This window comes from Streptomyces sp. MA5143a (assembly GCF_900290235.1).
Classification (GTDB): Bacteria; Actinomycetota; Actinomycetes; order Streptomycetales; family Streptomycetaceae; genus Streptomyces.
Genome location: NZ_OLMK01000010.1, coordinates 161,494 through 178,002, shown reverse-complemented (window position 1 = coordinate 178,002; position 16,509 = coordinate 161,494). Strand labels below are relative to the sequence as shown.

Genomic DNA, 16,509 nt, shown 5'->3' with positions numbered 1-16,509 from the left:
CGCCGACAGGGACGGGAAGCCCATGCCTCATATGACCGCCTTCGCCAGGAACCAGTGGTACGTCGCCGCCTACGCCCATGAGGTCGGGCGGGAGTTGCTCGGCCGGACGATCCTCGGCGAGTCGCTCGTCTTCTACCGGACGGAGGAGGAGGGCACGCCCGTCGCGCTGCACGACCGGTGCGTGCACCGCCGGTACCCGCTGTCCGAGGCCCCCACCCGGCTCGACGGCGACCGGATCGTGTGCGGCTACCACGGCTTCACGTACGACACGACCGGCACCTGTGTGTACGTGCCGGGGCAGAAGCGTGTGCCGCGGACCGCGCGGGTCGCCTCGTACCCGGTGGTCGAGCAGGACTCCCTGATCTGGGTGTGGATAGGCGACCCGGCGCTCGCCGACCCGCAGACCATCCCTCGGGCCAAGCACCTGGACTCCCCCGGCTGGGTCACCGTGCGCGGCATGGAACCGATCGACGCCGACTACGGGCTCCTCGTCGACAACCTGCTCGACCTGTCCCACGAGACGTACCTGCACGGCGGCTACATCGGCACCCCGGAGGTCGCCGAGACGCCGATCACCACCGAGGTCGACGAGGGCGCCGGCATCGTCCGGGTGAGCCGGCACATGGACGACGCCGAGTGCCCGCCGTTCTACGCCAGGTCCACCGGTATCTCCGGCCGCATCACCCGCTGGCAGGACATCGAGTACTTCGCCCCCTGTCTGTACCTGCTGCACAGCCGGGTCGCCCCGGTCGGCGTGGTCCCCGAGGCGGACGGCACCGACCCGAACGGCTTCCACACCGAGGTCACGTACGCGATCACCCCGTCGACCGACGGCAAGGTGTACGACTTCTGGATGGTCTCGCGCGACTGGGCGACGGAGGACGACGAGGTCACCGAGTTCCTGCGGAACAACAACCACACGGTCGTGATGCAGGACGTCGACGCGCTCAACCTCCTGCAGAAGACGCTCGGCACCGAACGCACCGGCTACCAGGAGCTGAGCATCAACATCGACACCGGTGGTCTGGCCGCCCGCCGTATCCTCGCCCGGCTGGTCGAGGAGGGCGCGAAGCCCGTGGAGAAGGTCCAGTGAGCGCCTCCCCCGCCGCGCCCTTCCGTACCGGTGAGATCTACCGTGTGGACTGGCTGCCGGGCACCGACGTCCTGCACGGCACCTGCCACTGCGGACGCGAACACACCTCGCAGGACCCGATCGAGATGTGGGAGTGGATGCTCGCCCACCCCCAAGGACACGAGCCGCAAGGGAACAGCTCATGACCTCGTCCTCGCCCCCGTCGCCGTACGAGGCCGAACTCGTCGTCGAAAGCCGCGAGTTGGCCGCCGACGGCGTGCTCACCCTCGCTCTGCGCCACCCGCTCGGCGAGGAACTCCCCTCCTGGGGACCCGGCGCGCACATCGATGTGCTGCTCGGCCCGGAGCTGGAGCGGCAGTACTCGCTGTGCGGTGACTCGGCGGACCGGCACACCTGGCGGGTCGGGGTCCTGCGGGAGCCCGACGGGCGCGGTGGATCGGCGTTCGTGCACACGGAGTTGAGCCAGGGGGACAAGGTGCGCGTGCGCGGGCCGCGCAACAACTTCGCCCTGGAGAGCGCGCCCCGCTACCGGTTCGTGGCCGGCGGCATCGGCATCACGCCGATCCTGCCGATGCTGGCCGCGGCCGAGGCGGCGGGCGCCGAGTGGTCGCTGCTGTACGGCGGGCGCAGCCGTCGATCGATGGCGTTCCTGGCCGAGTTGGCCGCGTACGGGGACAAGGTGACCGTCGCGCCGCAGGACGAGACGGGCCTGCTCGACCTGGGGTCGGTGCTCGACGGACTGCCCGAGGACACCCTCGTCTACTGCTGCGGTCCCGGCCCGCTGCTCGACGCGGTCGAGGAGCGGTGTCCGGGGCGGGCGTTGCGCGTGGAACGCTTCCGGCCGAAGGAGCAGGAGACCGGCCCCGACAGCGCGTTCGAGGTGGTGCTGGAGCGGTCGGGGAGGACGGTGACGGTGCCGGTCGGGGTCTCCGTGCTGGACACCGTACGGGCCGCCGGGGTCGAGGTGCTCTACTCGTGCACGGAGGGCACCTGCGGGACGTGCGAGACGGATGTCCTGGACGGCACCCCCGACCACCGTGACTCGGTGCTGAGCGACGAGGAGCGCGAGGCCGGGGAGACCATGCTCATCTGCGTGTCCCGCTGCCGGGGCCCACGGCTGGTGCTCGACCTGTAGCCGGTGGGACCCGTGCGGGGAAGGATTGACCCCCGGCGCCGTCGGCGACCTGAACGCCGGCGGTACCGGAGGGGGTGCTGCTCACCGGCCGGGCGAGGGCACCACACTGAGGTGGCCCGCGACGGCCCGCCGGGAGCGGCGGTGTCTGCGGGGGGACTCGGACGGCCGGCCGGCCTCGCGCAGCACGAGGGTCATACGGGTGTAGCCGAGGTCGCGGAGGGTGTCGGGGGTCTCGTCGACGACCCGACAGTCGGTGGCGCCCCAGCGGGGGTCGGGGTGGACGAGCGGACGGACCGCGCCGTCGTGCCGGGCGGCGCCGGGGCCGACCGTGCGCAGCCAGTGCGGCAGGCCGTGGCGGTAGGCGGCGTCCATGATGGGGTCCTGGGCGATGTCCCGGCGGATCGACAGCAGGCCGCGGTCCTGGGCGTGGCGCTCCACGGCGGCGGCGAAGTGGGCGAGCATCGGCAGGCACCAGCTGGACTCGTGGTCGCCGAGGACCGTGGCGGCGTCGGGGTGGAACAGCACGAAGCGCAGGAAGTTGTCACCGGGCATGGCCGTGGGGTGCGGGCCCACGCCGCCGAACAGCTTCCGGAACGCGGAGTTGGCGAGGACGACGTCCCAGCCGTGGTCGAGGACGACGGACGGGAAGGAGACGGACTCCAGCAGCGCGGCGTAGTCCAGCAGATAGGCCTGCGCTTCCCGGGCTTCGAGACTGTCGGGGACGGGCCGCGGTACCGACCGCTGCCCTCCTGCCTGATATGCCATCGGGAGGTCACCCCTCTTGCCTCTGCGGCCTTCACGCGGCGCCCTTGATCCTCCTGCCCCCGGCGGAGTCGTGTCAACTATCGTGGCATTCGACGCCGGTTGACGGCTGAATCTCGCCACAGTTGTGGCGAGACCTGGATGTGAGTTCGACGAAGCGGCTAGTCTCCCCGCAGTTCACGGTGTACTTGCCGGGACCAGGGTCTCGCGCCAGGCTTGGATCCACGGATTCCGCAGTACCGCGAAATTGGCCTGAGAGAGACGTAGGAGATCTGTCGGTGACGGATGGCTTCGAGGTTCCGGACGCCGCGGCGACGGTTCTGCTGCCGGCCGTCGTGGCCCGTGTCACCGCGTTGGCGGACAAGCTGGGCGTGGCGCCCTCCGAGGTCTTCGACACACGTCGGCTCTCGGTCGCCTCCGGTGTTCCCGAGGCGGTGGTGAAGGCCCTGCTGAGCGGGCAGCGCGCCGGTGAGCCGGACATCCAGGCCCGCTTCCTGCAACGCCTGGACCTGCTGCGGCGCACCCGGCTCAAACCCAACGGGCGCAAGTACACCCAGCAGGAGATCGCCGACGGCGCGGGCATGTCGCGCCAGCAGGCCGGTGCCCTGATCAACGGCGACCGGCGGCCCACGATGGAACACTGCGACGCCATCCAGCGCTTCTTCCGGGTCCACGCCGGCTTCCTCACCGCGGAGGACCCGGAGGCCCTGGCGAGCGCCCTGATGCGCACCGAGCAGGAGCTCCTCCAGCAGCTCGCCGAACGTGAGCGCGCGGCGGCCGAGGCCGCCGACGACCCGCTGCAACGACTGCTGCAGAACCACGGTGTGCGCTCCATCGCCTGGCGGGCGGCCCAGCTGCCCACCGACCAGCACCGCGACAAGGTGGCGGAGTGGCTGGACATGCTGCTGGAGAGCGTCAAGCGGCCCGAGTCCTGACCGGGGGAATTTCTGTGGGCATCGGAAAGGAAATGCGCCGTCTGTGCGGCGAGTTGGTCGGCGAGCTGACGCTCCCGGCGCCGGCGGACCCCGCCGACCTCTACAGCGCCTTGTGCGACGCCATGAGCAGACGCCGCGGCCGCCCCGTGCACTACCGTACGGCCGCCTTCCCGCCCGGCACGGCCAGTGGTCTGTGGCTGGACATGGCCGAGCAGGACCTCGTCGTCATCGAGGAACGCACCGCCCCCGACCACCAGTTGGTGATCCTCGGCCACGAGCTGTGGCACATGCAGGCCGGGCACTGCGGCCACCCCGTGGAGGGCGCGGAGGGTGCCGCGGTCGCCGCGCGCTTATTGAACGTGGACGCCGATCTCCAGGCGACGGTCCTGAAGGTGGCCGCGCGGACCCGTTTCGACCTGGCCGACGAGCAGGACGCGGAGAGCTTCGGTCTGCTGCTCGCGAGCAAGTGCCGTACGTGGCTCGCCGGTTCCGCGCTGCGCGGGCCCGTGCGGCGTGATCACCTGGCCGGCCGGATCGGGGCCTCGCTGGGCTACCGCGGCCCCCAGGGCTGAGGCAGCCGCCGACACCATGGACGGGCACAGCTACTACGTACCGGCCGCCGCGATGGCGATCGCCCTCGCCCTGAAGATGCCCGCGCTGCTGCGGAACTGGGGCGATCCACTCATCAGGTCCGTGTGCGCCCTGATGACCCTGGCGTCCCTGGTGTTCTTCTTCGCCGCGCCCCCGACGATCACCGAGGTCAACCACCTCACCGGCGTCACCAACATGTCGGCGGCCCTGGTGTACGTCCTGCTGAGCGCGTTCAGCGGCTCCTGCCTGGTGCTGATCACCAACTGGCGGGGCGGTCCCCCCGAGGTCACCCGGCGGCTGTCGCGCCGCTGGATCGGCGGGTACGCCGGGGTGTGCGCGGCGATCGTGGTGCTGTTCGTGCTCGGGAACGCGCCGGTGGAGCGGGTGCGGGACTTCGACACGTACTACGCCAACACGCCGTTCCTGCGCGAGATGATCGTGCTGTACCTCGCCGGGCTCACCGTCGCGGGCCTCGCCATGCACGTGATGTGCTGGCGCTGGGCGCTCCAGGTGAGCGGCTGGCTGCGCGCCGGGCTGCTGGTCATCACGTTCGGCTATCTGGTCAACGTCTCCTTCGCGGCGGTCAAGCTGGTCGCCCTCACGGCCCGCTGGCAGGGCGACGACCTGGACGGGCTGAGCACGTATGTCGCCCCCGCGCTGGCGTCGATCGGCGCCCAGGTCAGCGCGGTCGGCTTCTGTCTGCCGCTCGCCGGTCAGCGCATCGGCGACGCCTGGACCACCTGGTCGACGTACCGCAGGCTGGGCCCGCTGTGGCGGGAGCTGCGGCCGGTGTGGGCGCAGGCCGGGCACGAGGTGCGGATCTCCTGGTGGGCGCCCGCGCAACTACAGATGACGCAGCGGGAGTCGGACATCCACGACGGCATGCTCAGCCTGTACCCGTACTTCGACTCCGAGGTGCGGGCGAAGGCGTACGAGGCGGCCGTCGCGGCGGGTTCGGAGCCCGTGCAGGCGCGGGCCGAGGCCGACGCGGCGATGTTGACCGCCGCCGTACGGGCCCGACAGGACGACCCTGAGGGCCGCGTCATCAGCTCGGCGGTTGCCGACACACCCACGCTGCCCGCCGAGAACCCCCGTGACCTGGTGCGGATGTCCATCGCCCTGCGTCAGTCCCCCGTCGTAGCGGCCGCCCGCGCCTGGGCCGTCGCGACCAGGTCAGAGAGCGACTTCCATGAGCGAACCCGTTAGAGGTCCACACGACACCGCGGCAGGCACCGGGCGGCGTGCCGTCGTCGTCGGCGCGGGCCTGGCCGGCCTGCTGGCCGCCGCCGCGCTGCGCGACCACGCCGAGGTCACCGTCGTCGAGCGCGACGCGCTGCCCGACGGGCCCGAGGCCCGCAAGGGTGTGCCGCAGGCCCGCCACGCCCATCTGCTGTGGTCCGGCGGGGCCCGCGCGATGGAGGAGCTGCTGCCCGGGGTGACGGAGGCGTGGCTGGCCGCCGGGGCCCGGCGCATCCCGTTGCCGACGGGACTGGTGTCGCTGTCGGCGCAGGGCTGGGTCCGGCGCTGGCCCGAGATGCAGTTCATGATCGCGTGCAGCCGGGATCTGCTGGAGTCGGTGGTCCGCGCCCGGCTGCTGGCCGGTCCCCGGGTCACCGTCCTGGAGCGCACCGAGATCCTGGGGCTGACCGGCGACGCGTCCCGGGTGACGGGCGTCCGGGTGCGGATGGCCGACGGTGAGGAGCGGCTGCTGCCCGCCGACCTGGTGGTGGACGCCGCCGGGCGGGGGTCGCGGGGCACCGCCTGGCTCGACGTGCTGGGGGTGCCGCCCGCGCCGATGGAGGAGGTCGACTCCGGGCTGGTGTACGCCAGCCGGATCTTCCGGGCGCCCGAGGGCACCGAGGAGTACCCGGTGGTGAACGTCCAGCCGAACGCGGAGGATCCCGTGCCGGCGCAGAGCGCGACGCTCGTACCCGTCGAGGGGGGACGCTGGCTGGTGACCCTGTCGGGCACCCGTGGCGGTCAACCCACCGCGAAGGCCGAGGAGTTCGTCGAGTTCGCACGCAACGTCAGGCATCCCGTCGTGGGTGAGCTGATATCCGCCGCCGAACCCCTGACCGACGTGGTCGTCACCCGCAGCACGATCAACCGGCGCCGCTACTTCGAGAAGGTGTCCCGCTGGCCCGACGGGTTCGTGGCGATCGGCGACGCGGTGGCGACGTACAACCCGATCTACGGGCACGGGATGTCGGTCGCCGCGCAGGGCGCCCTCGGGCTGCGCGAGAAGGTCGCCGAGCACGGGATCACCGCGCCGGGGCTGGCGCGCCGCATCCAGCGGGCCGTCGCCGTACCGGTGGCGCTCGCCTGGGAGCTGGCCACCGGCACGGACATCCGCTACCCCGAGGCCATCGGCAAGCGGCCGAACGCGATGCAGAAGCTGTTCGGGCTGTATGTGCAGCGGCTGATGCGGACGGCGGTGGGGCGGCCCCTGGTGTTCCGGGCCTTCCTCGGGGTGATCACCCTCTCCGCGCCGGCCGCCGCGCTGGTCAGACCGGAGGTCGTGCTGGCGGTGCTGCGCGGCCCGGTCAAGGACCCGCTGCCGGGGCCGCCCCTGACGGACCGTGAGCGGGAGATCGTGCCGGGCGCGGCTCAGTAGGACGGTTCCGCCGTCCGCTGACCGGGCGAACCGGCGTGCGGGAGAACGGGATTGTCAGTGCCGGGCGGCAAGCTGGTGGCGTGTCACTCATCCATCGAGGGGAGCGCCGTCCGATGCCGACCGCCGTGCCGACCGACCGTGAGCGGACCGCAGTCCAGGCCTATCTGCGGCTGCTGGGGACCGTACGAGCCGCGTTCGACGGGCCGCCGGAGGGCCGACCACCCGTGGTGCCGACGGCCGCGCTCGCCGAGGCGGAGCAGGCACTGGCGGAGGCGGGTCTCGCGGGCAACGAGGAGGAGTTCTTCCGGCTGCTGCGCGGCTGGTGCCCGCGGGTGTGACCCTGCGCCCCGCCCGACCGGTCCGCCGGCACCACTGGCGGACCGGCTCATGGCACCGGGCCGGGGCGCGCACAGCGCGATCGCCGGGGGCTACGTCAGATACATCCCCGCGCACTGGTCCACCAGCTGCCGCAGGGCCGAGACGTGGTGCGCGTGGCCGCCGAGCCGGTCGAGGACGCGGTACGCCTCGTCGCGGTAGGTGCCGAGGTCCTTCTCGTAGCGGTGGAGGACGGCCGGGGCGAGCAGAAGCGTCCGGAGTTCCTCCCGCGCGGGCTCGGACTCCCTTGCGGCGGCGCCCAGTTCGACGAGGCGGTCCCGGGTGCCGGGGGACGCCTCGTCGAGGGCGCAGGCGAGCAGGTACGTGACGGTGCCGTTGCGCAGGTCCTCGTCGCGGCCAGAGAGGAGATCCTCCTGGTCGTTGAAGAGCTGCCAGAGCACGCCGAAGACTTCGCCGAATTCCCGCCACAGTTCGATGCGGTCGTGGTCGACGCCCGCGAGGATCGCGGCCATCGCCGTGATCATTCCGTAGGGGGCACCGGACTTCCCCCGGTACGTCTCGACGACGGATTCCGGCGAGGCCGTCCCCAGGTCGCCGCGGAGGTCCCGCAACTGCCCTTCCATGGCGCCGATGGCACAGTTGACGATCTCGCAGGTGAGTGCGTTGCGCAGGGCGTCGGAGACGGACTGGGCCTGGACGACCCTGATGGGCAGGGACTGGCCGCTGAGAACGGCCGCGAGCAGCGCCTCGTCCGCCCCGAGTCCCCGAGGGGGGTTCGCACCGAGGCCGTCGGCCAGGTCGTCGAGGTAGCACGCGGAGGTCCACCACAGCACGTGCACGGCCGACAGGGGGACGGCCGGTTCGGGGGCGCCCGTCTCCGCCCCGTACACCAGCAACGGGAGCACCGACACGGGGTACTTCATGCGCTGGTGGCCGAGCAGCCGGGAGATGGATCTTCGTACCGCCGTGGAGGCCGGGCCCAGCTCCTCCAGGGCGTGTTCGATCTCCGCGTCTATCTCCGCGGACATCCGTCCGTGCAGGTCTGCGTACGCGAGGGAACTCACCGGCGAGCCTCGTTCTCCAGGGGGAAGGGAACCGACACCGACGTCACCACCAGCCCACGGCGGACGCTCCAGCGCCCCTCGAAGGCCGTCAGACGCCGGCCGTCCACCACCGGTCCGGGAACGAGGAGTTCGGCGCGCAGAGCGCCCGCGTGGCCGCCGGGGTCGACGGACATCTCGATGTCGGCCTCGGAGAAGTCCAGCCAGCGGCCGGTGAGCGGGAACCACGCCTTGTAGACGGACTCCTTGGCGCTGAACAGCAGCCGGTCCCAGTGGACCGAGGGGTGGTCGGCGGTGAGTCGGCGCAGTCGGGCCTCCTCCGGGGGGAGCGCGATGGCCTCCAGGACGCCCTCGGGGAGGAAGCTGTGGGGTTCGGCGTCGATGCCGAGGGAGGCGAGGTCGGTGGCGCGGACCAGTGCGGCGGCGGCGTACCCGTCGCAGTGGGTCATGCTGCCGGTCAGGCCCTCCGGCCAGCCGGGGGCGCCGCGCTCACCGGGCAGGATCGGCCCCGGCGGGACACCGAGCTTCTCCATGGCCCGCCGGGCGCAGGCCCGGACGACGGCGAACTCGCGGCGCCGCTTCGGCACCGCGCGGGCCACGATCGCCGCCTCCTCCGGGTACAGCTCGATCCCGTCGGCTCCCCCGGTCGTGTCATCGTCGTACGCCTCCACGGCCACGACCGACTCCGGGAGCAGCTCCTCGATCAACGGCTCCGACCTCCATCGGCAGAATCCGGCGCAGCCTTCCCGGGGGTTCCGGGCGCGGGCGCCACTCGCGGGGGTAACCCACGGACACCTCTTCGAAGCGGACCCCGTCCAGCCAGGTGGTCCGCGGGATGTGCAGATGGCCGTAGACCATGACCTCGACGCGGAAGCGCCGGTGCCAGTCGGCCGTCAGGTCGGTGCCGCACCACATGGCGAACTCGGGGTAGCGCAGGACGTTCGTCGGGTGCCGGTCGAGGGGGTAGTGGTTGACCAGCACCGTGGGCAGGTCGGCGGGGATCTCGGCGAGCCGGCGCTCGGTCTCGGCGACCCGGGCGCGGCACCAGGCGTCGCGGCTCGGGTACGGGTCGGGGTGCAGGACGTGCTCGTCGGTGCAGACCACGCCGGTGCCGTGCGCGTACTCCAGGCCCTCGGCCTTCGTCGCGCAGCCCTGGGGCAGGAACGAGTAGTCGTACAGCAGGAACAGCGGCGCGACGACGACGGGGCCGCCCGGGCCCTCCCACACGGGGTACGGGTCCTCGGGGGTGACGACGCCCAACTCCCGGCAGAGCGCGACGAGATGCTCGTACCGTGCGACACCGCGGTGGGGGACGGTATCGCTCGGGTGGGTCCACAGCTCGTGGTTGCCCGGCGCCCACACCACCTTCGCGAAGCGTCCGGCGAGGGTCTCGAGGGCCCAGCGGATGTCGGCCACCTTCTCGGAGACGTCACCGGCCACGAGGAGCCAGTCGTCGTCCGTCTCGGGGCGCATCTGTTCGACCAGGGCGCGGTTCTCGGGATAGCCGATGTGCAGATCGCTGATGGCCAGCAGATTCCCGTGCCGGCCCACCGTCGACTCCACCCTCACTCCCTCCGCGACACCGAATGGCAACACAAGAACACAAGTGCGCACCGACGGACAAGAGTGACTGGCTGAGCGCTTGTCCGCGCCGCGGCACGCCCGTCGCACGAGGGTTAACACACGCGTGACAGAAACATGGGTCCCGGTGGCCTTATGATCTGCCCCAACACCACCGCCACGCCCGTCGTTCGCGTCGGCGGTTCGGCGTACCTCCATCCCCCCTGGCCGGGCACGGCCTGCTCCGCCGTGCCCGCGAACCGTAGAAAGGCGGCCTGCATGGTCTCTCGCGTACGCGTCTGGCTCAACCGCACGTACGCGGAGAACGTCTTCTTCATGGATCAGCTGCGGCATAATCCGCACGCTCGTCCGGTGGAGATCCATGCCACCCACGGTGACGCCGACTCCCCCGTACTGGCCGCCGCCGACACCGCCGATCTGGAGCCCGAGGGCCTGTCCCCCGCCGCGTACGTCGAGTACGCGCTCGACCAGTGCGCCAAGCGCGGTATCGACGTGTTCGTGCCGCGTCTGCACCAGGCGACCATCGCCGCGCACCGCGAGGAGTTCACGGCCGTCGGTACGGCGCTGCTGGCGCCGCCCGCCGCGTCGATCGAGGTCTTCGAGGACAAGGTCACCGCGTACGAGGCGGTCCAGGCGTACGGCATTCCCGTGCCGCCGTGGTTCCGGGTGACCGACGCCGATGAACTGATCGCCGCTGTCGAGGAGTTGGAGGCCGACGGGCATCGGGCGTGCTTCAAGCCGGCGTCCGGGGCGGGCGGTGTCGGCTTCCGTGTGGTGACCCGCGCCCCCTTCTCACTGGATCACCTCAGCGGCTTCCCCGGCCCGTACGTACCGCTCGACACCGTGGTCGCCGCCCTCCGGGAGGCCGGGGAGCCCGTCGACTGGCTGGTGATGCCGCGTCTCGAACAGCCGGAGGTGTCCGTCGACTGCCTCACCGGCACCGACGGGCGGGTGCGGATGGCGGTGGGCCGTACGAAGAACGGGCGGCGGCGGGGCTTCTCGCTCAACCCCGCCTGGATCGAGCCGGCCCGGCGGCTCGCCGAGTCGTTCGAACTGCACCACCTGACCAACATCCAGTTCCGGATGCTGGGGGACCGGCCGGTGCTGATGGACGTGAACACGCGTCCCGCGGGCGGCCTGCACCAGCTGGCGCTGTGCGGGATCAACGCGCCGTGGGCCGCGGTGCGGCTGGCGCTCGGCGAGGAGACCGGTGACGTGCTGCCGACCCGGCTCGGACAGGACTACACCGTGGTGTCGGGGCCGCGGCCGGTGCGCCCGGTGACACTGCCCCAGCAGGCCGACGACATGGCGACCGCCGACGCGGGCGCGGGCGTGGGCACGGGCGCGGGCGTGGGTCACGGGGTGAGTGCGGGTGCGGTCCTGGGGCACGGCGCGGGTGCGCCGGTGCCGGCCGATGGGCCGGCCGATGTGCCGGCCGTCGCGGACATCCCCCGGACCGCGACCGTCGAGGTGCCGGGAGCCGTGGGGCTGCCGATGGTGGTCGATGTGCCCGTGGGCGCGGTGGAGCCCGTGGAGGGCCGGTCGCTCGCCGTGGCGCCGCCGGACGCTCCCCCGCGCGCCTCGTCGCCGTCCGCCTGCTCGGCCGCCGACCGGCCCCTGGCGGTGTAGGACCCGCACCCCGCTCCGACGACGAAGACGAAGGAGGGCGGCTGTCCTCGCCGACAGCCGCCCTCCGGTCTTGCGTACCGCGTGCATCGGGTGCGTGGCGGCTACGGGTCAGGAGGCGATCCGGATGCCGAAGTCGCGCCGGGCGGTGCCGAAGTCCTGGAAGCCGAGGCGGGCGCCCGCGACACGGGTCGTCGTGCCCTTGGCGATGGCCCCGCCGCTCGCGGAGCCCGAGTAGATCGGGCCGCCGCTGTCACCGGGGCGGGCCGCGGCCTTGCCGTTCATCTGCTCGGCCTCGACCAGGTCCTCGGAGTCGTTGTAGTGGAACAGCACCTTGATGTTGCAGATCGCGCCGCCCACGACCCCGGCACTGGTGGAGCCGGACTGGCACACGAACTCGCCGGGGTAGACCCAGTCCCACCCGTCCACACGGACGCCCACGTTGTCGTCCGGGGTGCCGGTGTACAGGAAGTTGGTGACGTCGTCGGCCTGGACGAGCATGATGTCGTGCGCCTTGTTGATCTTGGACGGGGTGCCGATGTAGGTGCCCGCGCCGCTGCTGAAACGGTCCCCGAAGTTGCCGCAGTGCCCCGCGGTGAGCAGGTACTCCGCCCCCGTGCTGTCGGTGACGCCGAAGCCGGAGGTGCAGCCGGCGCCGGGCCGCTGGATGCGCGCACCGCCCCGCCACGGGGACCAGTCGTTGGTGCGGGAGACCTCCCGGGAGCGCGGCTCGACGACCGTACGGACGGTGACCCCCGCCACCTCGGCGGCGGTCGCCCGCACCGCGGCGGCCCGCTTCCCTCCGGAACCGGGGTGAGAACCGGACTTCGAACCGGGTCGGGATCCGGAGCCGGATCCGGAGCCCGAGCCGGCTCCGTCCGTGGCCAGGACGAGCCCGGCGCCGTCGGTGGGGATGTTCACGGTGTGGCCCAGCGGCGGGTTCTCGGCCAGTTCCGCCCGCAGGCGCACGGAGGCGGCCTTCAGCTCGCGCAGGGAGTACTTCGCCTCGACGATCCGTACGGGCGCCTTCTGACGTGCCTCCTCGATCGCCTTCCGGACCTTGGCGGGCACCGCGCCCTTCCACCACAGGGCGACCCGGCCCTCCTCCAGACCGATGCCGGTGAAACCGGCGTACCCGCCGCGCTCCTGCGCCCATCTGATGGTGTCGGCCGCCTCCACGAGGGGCCGCTGCTCGGTCATTCTCGCGAGGTCGGCCTCGGGAACCACCTCCGAGATCGGCACGACGTTCCTCCCGGGCCCCTGGGCGGTGGCGCCGGTCGCGGTGGTGCCGACGAGCGCGGTGGCCGAGAGGGCCGCGGCAGCGGCCAGCAGAGCCGTCCTGTTTCGCATCCGTCCGCCTTCCCTGAAGTGCGTTGGGCCGCCGACGCCGGGCGGCGGCGATCAGCAGCCGATCCATGCGGGATCAACGCGCGGGGCGAGCGAAGGAGACGGGCGACGGATGCCGGACCGGTTGCGCTTCCTCGTGCCGGGCACGGTGCACGTGCTGCGGGGCGACAGTGGGATCAGGGTCGACCCGCCCCGTCAACAGGCCATGCCGGCGGCGCTGTTGCGGCGGCTGGGGCATCCGGTGCGCTTCGCGGTGGGCCATCGGGCCCGGGTCGTGGCGGGCGGGGCTGTCCCGCCCGCCACGACCTGAGAGTGCCGCCGGCTCAGGGCGTGGCGGGCCGTCCCGTCAGCGCCGGCCCACCGCGAGGCGCAGGGTCTGCACCTCGAACGGGCGCAGTGTCACGGGGACGCCGTCGCCGTCCGTGGCCGCCTCCGACAGGGGGCGTTCCAGCAGGTCGGTGAGGTGCGCCCCGGCGAGCGGGAAGCCCGTGCGCAGGACGCCGCGGGCGCGGCCGCCGCCGGACTCGTAGAGGCGGACCACCACGTCGCCGGAGGCGTCGTCGGCGAGCTTGACCGCCTCGACCGTCACACCCTCGCCCTCCACCGAGACCACCGGCGCGGGCGCGCCGGCCGCGTCGGCGACGCGCAGCGGCAGGTTGAGGGCGTAGCCCTCGGCGACCGCGTCCTCGATGGTCGCGCCCGGCAGCAGCGCATAGGTGAGGCGGTGCTTGCCCTGGTCGGCCTCGGGGTCCGGGATGCGTGGGGCGCGGACCAGGCTGAGGCGGACCGTGGTCGTCGTACCGCCGTCCTCGCGGACCGTGCGCGAGACGTCGTGGCCGTACGTCGAGTCGTTGATGACCGCGACGCCGTAGCCGGGTTCGCCGACGTGCACCCAGCGGTGGCCGGAGACCTCGAAACGGGCCGCCTCCCAACTGGTGTTGGTGTGGGTGGGGCGCTGGACGTGGCCGAACTGGATCTCGGCGGAGGAGTGCGCGGCGCGGACGTCGATCGGGAAGCCGGCCTTGAGGAACTTCTCGGCCTCGTGCCAGTCGATGTCCGTCTCGAAGTCGATCCGGCGGCTGCCGGCGCGGACGGTGATCGTCTGGGTGATGCGGGAGCCCTTGCCGAACGACCGCTCGACGCGGACGGCGCCGACGAGGGGGTCGGCCTCGACGACCGTGACGGACTCGGCGTCCAACAGGTCGGTGTAGCGGTTCCGGTAGTGCTTGTCGACGTCCCAGGCGTCCCAGTAGTTGGGGAGGTCGGTGTGCAGGCGGAGCAGGTTGCCCTTCTCGCCGAGGACCTCGCGGTCGGCGACCAGGTCGCGCACGGAGGCCAGGGTGCCGTCCTCGGCGACCACCACCCGGACCAGGCCGTTGTCGAGGGTGAGGCCGTCGACGGTGACGGGGTGCGGCGGCTCGGCGGCGGCGAGGGGCGCGCTGCCGTTCGCGGGGACCTCCACGTACACGGGTGCGCCCTCGGGGGTGCGGACGACCTCGGCCCGGTCCCGCGGGCTGGTGTTGAAGACCCGTGCGTCCCCGGCGCCGAGGGCCGTGACCGCCTGCGCCGTCAGCTCCTCCAGTTCCCTGGCGACCCGCGCGTACTCGGCCTCGGCCTCGCGGTGCACCCAGGCGATCGAGGAGCCGGGCAGGATGTCGTGGAACTGGTGGAGGAGGACCGTCTTCCACAGACGGTCGAGCTTCTCGTACGGGTAGGTGTAGCCGGGCGCGTGGAGCGCGGCCGTGGTGGCCCACAGTTCGGCCTCGCGGAGCCTGTGCTCGCTGCGGCGGTTGCCCTGCTTGGTGCGGGCCTGCGAGGTGTAGGTGGCGCGGTGCAGTTCGAGGTACAGCTCGCCGTTCCAGACGGGTGCGTCCTCGTACTCGGCGCGGGCCTTGGCGAAGAACTCGTCCGGGTGCTCGATGACGACCTTCGGGGAGCCCTCCAGGTCGGCGAGGCGCCGGGCGCGCTCCATGATCTCGCGGGTGGGGCCGCCACCGCCGTCGCCCCAGCCGAAGGGGGCGAGGGAGCGGGTGCCGGCGCCCTTCTCCCGGTAGTTGCGGACTGCGCGGTCCATCTCCTCGCCGCTGAAGCGGGCGTTGTAGGTGTCGACGGGCGGGAAGTGGGTGAAGATGCGGGTGCCGTCGATGCCCTCCCACCAGAAGGTGTGGTGGGGGAACGTGTTGGTCTGGTTCCAGGAGATCTTCTGGGTGAGGAACCACTCGTTGCCGGCGAGCTTGGCGAGCTGCGGGTAGGCGGCGTTGTAGCCGAAGGAGTCCGGCAGCCAGACGCCCTTGGTCTCGATGCCGAAGTTCTCGATGAAGAACCGCTTGCCGTGGACGAACTGCCGGGCCACGGCCTCGCCGCCCGGCAGATTGCCGTCGGACTCCACCCACATGCCGCCGACGGGGGCCCACTGGCCCTTCTCGACGGCCTTCTTGATGCGCTCCCAGACCTGCGGGTAGTTGTCGCGCACCCATTCGTACTGCTGGGCCTGGGAGCAGGCGAAGATGAAGTCCTCGTACTCGTCGGCCAGCGCGGTCACGTTGGAGAAGGTGCGGGACGTCTTGCGCTTGGTCTCGCGGATCGGCCACAGCCAGGCCGAGTCGATGTGGGCGTGGCCGACGCCGGAGATGGTGTGGGCGCTGGCGTGGGCGGGCTTGGCGAGGGCGGGCGCGAGGATCTCACGGACCGCCGTGGCGCTGCCGGAGACGTCGTCGAGGTCGACGGCGTCCATGGCCCGGTCCAGGGTGTGCAGGATCTCGTGGCGGCGGGGTTCGTGCTCACCGAGGTGGACCATGAGCTCGCGCAGCACCTGGAGGTCCAGGTCGAGATGGAAGACCTCCTCGTCGAGGACGGCGAGGTCGGCGCGCCGGAAGGTGTAGAGCGGCTTGTCGCCGGCGGTGAGGACGTCACCGAGCGGGGTGACCTTGGAGAAGTTGTCGGCGAGGATGTCGGGGTTGGAGGCCGCCTCGACGAGGTAGTCGATCGCCTCGCCGCCGCGGACCGGGTTGCCGACGGGGACGTACTGGTTGAGCGGGTTGACCGCCTTCAGCGGGGTGCCGTCGGTGAGGTGCACGAGGGCCTCGGCCTGGTTGCCGGGCCAGTCGCCGACGAAGCCGAGGTCGATGACGGCCTCCACGCGGCGGCCGGCCCACTCGGCGGGCACCCGGCCGTGCATCCGGAACCACGTCGTGCCCCAGGGCGGACCCCAGGGGGTGTCCATCGCGAAGGGGGTGTACGGGGCGGCCTCGGCCTCCTCGAAGGGGACGGGCTCCCCCGGCGCCTGCCAGGCCTCGACCGTGAAGGGGACGGAGGCCGCGTAGATCGCGGGCTTGACGCGCTGGGTGTGGACGCGCTCTACGCGTTCCTCGATCCGGCGGCGTTCGTCATGCATGAGAGGTCTCCAGGAAGAGGGCCGAGCAGCGGAA

Annotated in this window: 15 protein-coding genes and 1 pseudogene; 10 read left to right on the top strand and 6 right to left on the bottom strand. The window is 72.2% G+C overall.

Features of this window, described 5'->3' with window-relative positions; genetic code table 11:
- Nucleotides 1–22: 22 nt before the first annotated feature.
- From SMA5143A_RS05155 to SMA5143A_RS05145, 3 genes are read left to right on the top strand one after another with little or no spacing between them, the layout of a single operon-like run.
- A complete protein-coding gene (locus SMA5143A_RS05155) occupies nucleotides 23–1,093 on the top strand; it encodes an aromatic ring-hydroxylating dioxygenase subunit alpha (RefSeq protein ID WP_181361736.1) in 1,071 nt (356 codons plus the stop codon).
- Complete coding sequence (locus SMA5143A_RS05150) at nucleotides 1,090–1,278, top strand: hypothetical protein (protein WP_055712075.1); 189 nt, start codon at nucleotides 1,090–1,092, stop codon at nucleotides 1,276–1,278. Before SMA5143A_RS05155 ends, SMA5143A_RS05150 begins: the two co-directional genes overlap by 4 nt.
- Nucleotides 1,275–2,228, top strand: coding sequence for a PDR/VanB family oxidoreductase (locus tag SMA5143A_RS05145; protein ID WP_107461723.1), 954 nt, complete (start codon nucleotides 1,275–1,277; stop codon nucleotides 2,226–2,228). Before SMA5143A_RS05150 ends, SMA5143A_RS05145 begins: the two co-directional genes overlap by 4 nt.
- 81 nt (nucleotides 2,229–2,309) lie before the next feature.
- Here the strand turns inward: SMA5143A_RS05145 and SMA5143A_RS05140 are convergent, their stop codons facing one another.
- Nucleotides 2,310–2,993, bottom strand: a complete 684-nt coding sequence (locus SMA5143A_RS05140) for an MmyB family transcriptional regulator (RefSeq protein ID WP_107461722.1) — start codon at nucleotides 2,991–2,993, stop codon at nucleotides 2,310–2,312.
- A 275-nt stretch (nucleotides 2,994–3,268) separates the two neighbouring features.
- On the opposite strand from SMA5143A_RS05140, the gene SMA5143A_RS05135 reads away from it, so the two are divergent.
- From SMA5143A_RS05135 to SMA5143A_RS05115, 5 genes are all read left to right on the top strand, one after another.
- Nucleotides 3,269–3,925, top strand: a complete 657-nt coding sequence (locus tag SMA5143A_RS05135; RefSeq protein ID WP_107461721.1) for a helix-turn-helix domain-containing protein — start codon at nucleotides 3,269–3,271, stop codon at nucleotides 3,923–3,925.
- A gap of 32 nt (nucleotides 3,926–3,957) precedes the next feature.
- Nucleotides 3,958–4,497, top strand: coding sequence for a hypothetical protein (locus SMA5143A_RS05130; protein ID WP_055516033.1), 540 nt, complete (start codon nucleotides 3,958–3,960; stop codon nucleotides 4,495–4,497).
- A 16-nt stretch (nucleotides 4,498–4,513) separates the two neighbouring features.
- A complete protein-coding gene (locus tag SMA5143A_RS05125; protein WP_107461720.1) occupies nucleotides 4,514–5,722 on the top strand; it encodes an MAB_1171c family putative transporter in 1,209 nt (402 codons plus the stop codon).
- Nucleotides 5,706–7,130: an FAD-dependent oxidoreductase gene (locus SMA5143A_RS05120; RefSeq protein ID WP_107461719.1), complete on the top strand. Its 1,425-nt coding sequence runs from the start codon at nucleotides 5,706–5,708 to the stop codon at nucleotides 7,128–7,130. The genes SMA5143A_RS05125 and SMA5143A_RS05120 overlap by 17 nt, the downstream gene beginning before the upstream one ends.
- Before the next feature lie 113 nt (nucleotides 7,131–7,243).
- Complete coding sequence (locus tag SMA5143A_RS05115) at nucleotides 7,244–7,468, top strand: hypothetical protein (RefSeq protein WP_107461718.1); 225 nt, start codon at nucleotides 7,244–7,246, stop codon at nucleotides 7,466–7,468.
- Nucleotides 7,469–7,558: 90 nt separating this feature from the next.
- Here SMA5143A_RS05115 and SMA5143A_RS05110 read toward each other — a convergent pair whose 3' ends face one another.
- The 3 genes from SMA5143A_RS05110 to SMA5143A_RS05100 are packed head-to-tail and all read right to left on the bottom strand — an operon-like array spanning nucleotide 7,559 to nucleotide 10,090.
- A complete protein-coding gene (locus SMA5143A_RS05110) occupies nucleotides 7,559–8,530 on the bottom strand; it encodes a polyprenyl synthetase family protein (RefSeq protein WP_107461717.1) in 972 nt (323 codons plus the stop codon).
- Nucleotides 8,527–9,234: a 4'-phosphopantetheinyl transferase family protein gene (locus SMA5143A_RS05105; protein WP_107461716.1), complete on the bottom strand. Its 708-nt coding sequence runs from the start codon at nucleotides 9,232–9,234 to the stop codon at nucleotides 8,527–8,529. Before SMA5143A_RS05105 ends, SMA5143A_RS05110 begins: the two co-directional genes overlap by 4 nt.
- Nucleotides 9,179–10,090: a metallophosphoesterase family protein gene (locus SMA5143A_RS05100; protein WP_107461715.1), complete on the bottom strand. Its 912-nt coding sequence runs from the start codon at nucleotides 10,088–10,090 to the stop codon at nucleotides 9,179–9,181. Before SMA5143A_RS05100 ends, SMA5143A_RS05105 begins: the two co-directional genes overlap by 56 nt.
- A 276-nt stretch (nucleotides 10,091–10,366) precedes the next feature.
- Here SMA5143A_RS05100 and SMA5143A_RS05095 point away from each other — a divergent pair.
- Nucleotides 10,367–11,408 (top strand): annotated as a pseudogene (locus SMA5143A_RS05095) (ATP-grasp domain-containing protein); the annotation flags it as partial.
- A 437-nt stretch (nucleotides 11,409–11,845) separates the two neighbouring features.
- Here SMA5143A_RS05095 and SMA5143A_RS05085 read toward each other — a convergent pair.
- Nucleotides 11,846–13,084, bottom strand: a complete 1,239-nt coding sequence (locus SMA5143A_RS05085; protein ID WP_107461714.1) for a hypothetical protein — start codon at nucleotides 13,082–13,084, stop codon at nucleotides 11,846–11,848.
- Between the two features lie 109 nt (nucleotides 13,085–13,193).
- Between SMA5143A_RS05085 and SMA5143A_RS05080 the strand changes: the two genes are divergently transcribed.
- A complete protein-coding gene (locus SMA5143A_RS05080) occupies nucleotides 13,194–13,391 on the top strand; it encodes a hypothetical protein (RefSeq protein WP_107461713.1) in 198 nt (65 codons plus the stop codon).
- Nucleotides 13,392–13,427: 36 nt separating this feature from the next.
- On the opposite strand, the gene SMA5143A_RS05075 is transcribed toward SMA5143A_RS05080, so the two are convergent.
- A complete protein-coding gene (locus SMA5143A_RS05075) occupies nucleotides 13,428–16,475 on the bottom strand; it encodes an alpha-mannosidase (protein ID WP_107461712.1) in 3,048 nt (1,015 codons plus the stop codon).
- Nucleotides 16,476–16,509: the final 34 nt, after the last annotated feature.

What these genes read in the sequence shown, in the direction of transcription:
- SMA5143A_RS05155 (WP_181361736.1), top strand. Translation starts at nt 23, where the DNA reads ATGCCTCATATGACCGCCTTCGCCAGGAACCAGTGGTACGTCGCCGCC.
- SMA5143A_RS05145 (WP_107461723.1), top strand. Translation starts at nt 1,275, where the DNA reads ATGACCTCGTCCTCGCCCCCGTCGCCGTACGAGGCCGAACTCGTCGTC.
- SMA5143A_RS05140 (WP_107461722.1), bottom strand. Translation starts at nt 2,993, where the DNA reads ATGGCATATCAGGCAGGAGGGCAGCGGTCGGTACCGCGGCCCGTCCCC.
- SMA5143A_RS05130 (WP_055516033.1), top strand. Translation starts at nt 3,958, where the DNA reads ATGCGCCGTCTGTGCGGCGAGTTGGTCGGCGAGCTGACGCTCCCGGCG.
- SMA5143A_RS05125 (WP_107461720.1), top strand. Translation starts at nt 4,514, where the DNA reads ATGGACGGGCACAGCTACTACGTACCGGCCGCCGCGATGGCGATCGCC.
- SMA5143A_RS05120 (WP_107461719.1), top strand. Translation starts at nt 5,706, where the DNA reads ATGAGCGAACCCGTTAGAGGTCCACACGACACCGCGGCAGGCACCGGG.
- SMA5143A_RS05115 (WP_107461718.1), top strand. Translation starts at nt 7,244, where the DNA reads ATGCCGACCGCCGTGCCGACCGACCGTGAGCGGACCGCAGTCCAGGCC.
- SMA5143A_RS05085 (WP_107461714.1), bottom strand. Translation starts at nt 13,084, where the DNA reads ATGCGAAACAGGACGGCTCTGCTGGCCGCTGCCGCGGCCCTCTCGGCC.
- SMA5143A_RS05080 (WP_107461713.1), top strand. Translation starts at nt 13,194, where the DNA reads ATGCCGGACCGGTTGCGCTTCCTCGTGCCGGGCACGGTGCACGTGCTG.
- SMA5143A_RS05075 (WP_107461712.1), bottom strand. Translation starts at nt 16,475, where the DNA reads ATGCATGACGAACGCCGCCGGATCGAGGAACGCGTAGAGCGCGTCCAC.